The 1,495-nt window shown below is 69.6% G+C and carries 1 protein-coding gene; it reads left to right on the top strand.

Annotated features, from left to right (window positions below; all coding sequences use genetic code 11):
- Positions 1 to 24 precede the first annotated feature (24 nt).
- The coding region (locus tag LQV45_RS31780; RefSeq protein WP_308288963.1) for a serine/threonine-protein kinase at positions 25 to 1,495 on the top strand (1,471 nt) is incomplete at its 3' end.

Genomic DNA, 1,495 nt, shown 5'->3' with positions numbered 1-1,495 from the left:
CAGTCCCTGGTCGCCCGCGGCGGCATGGGAGTCGTTTACCGGGCGCTGGACGTGCAGCTCGGCCGACCCGTCGCCCTCAAGCTCCTGGCCCCGGAACTTGCAGCCAACGAGAAGTTCCGTCAGCGGTTTGTCCGTGAGTCCCGGCTCGCCGCCTCGGTGGACCACCCCAACATCTTGCCGATCTACGCTGCCGGGGAATGGTCGGGACTGCTCTACATCGCCATGCGCTTTGTGCACGGCACTGATCTCAAGGCAGAACTTGACGCACGCGGCCCTCTCCCGCTGACCGAGGCCCTGGGCATTCTTTCCCACACGGCCGCGGCCCTGGACGCCGCGCACGGGGCGGGCCTTGTCCACCGGGACGTCAAGCCCGGCAACATACTGCTCTCTGACGACCCGGCAAACGGCCACCGGCTCGTCTACCTCACGGACTTCGGTCTCACAAAGCGCACCACCTCCGCCACCGGCGTGACGACGGCCGGTCACTTCCTCGGCACCTTGGACTACGTCGCACCCGAGCAGATCCGCGGCGGGACCATCGATAGTCGGGCCGATGTGTACGCCCTGGCGTGCGTGGCCTACACGCTGCTCGCAGGCCACCCGCCGTTCGACCATGACGACGACTCGGCCCAGCTGTGGGCGCACATGACCGAGGAGCCGCCGCGCCTCACCTTGGAACGGCCGGAGGTCCCTCCTGCAATGGAGGCTGCCATCGTCAAAGGCATGGCGAAACAACCCGAGGACCGGCCCCCAACATGCGGCGCCCTCGTTACCATGATGTCCGGCGGCCCGCCTGGCAAGGTTGTTCCAGCGCAGCCCCGAGGCGCGGGGAAACACGCGGTCCCGCCCCGCGCCACTAGACCCGGCAAGGACAACGTCGGCGGCGCCCCGGTGGAAGCAGGGACCCTCGCCCGCGCGGGCGGGAACGCCCACTTGGGCGGACGATCCACCGGGTCCCGGGGTAGGCGCGCTGATCGGCGGCCGGGCCGGGCCGCGCGGCTGGCTGTGCTAGGCGGGGCGCTCCTCCTCCTAATCCTCGCCATCCTCGCCGGCGCGCTGCTCCCGCCGATGCTGTCTGGAGAAAAGTACGTAACCTTTCGCGCGGATGGCGTCCCGTACACCCTCGATGTCCCGCAGAGCTGGACTGCCCGAACTCACGAAGCGGGCGACAGCACCGTCAGTGTGCTCTCGGACGCAGACCTGACGGCGCTTTTCGCCGACGAGCCGGACGCTCCGGCTGCCGCGGCCCGAACGGCCAGTGAACCGGAGAAAGTCGCCGGACTCGCCATCTACCACCGGCCCGCCGGGCTGACCAATCAATCCCCGACCGCCCGCGTCCGCACGGCGGAAGCGCTCCTGCCCGGCCGGGACGCGCATCTGGTGGAGCGCGGGCCAGCTACCGTCGGGGAGGTTAAGGGGCAGGCCATGGAGGGGACGATTCCCCTCTCCTCCGCCGTCACGCTGCAGGTCCGGGTCTTCGTCGTTGAGACCGATC

This window comes from Microbacterium sp. Bi128 (assembly GCF_918698205.1).
This window is presented reverse-complemented; position numbering and strand designations above follow the sequence as displayed.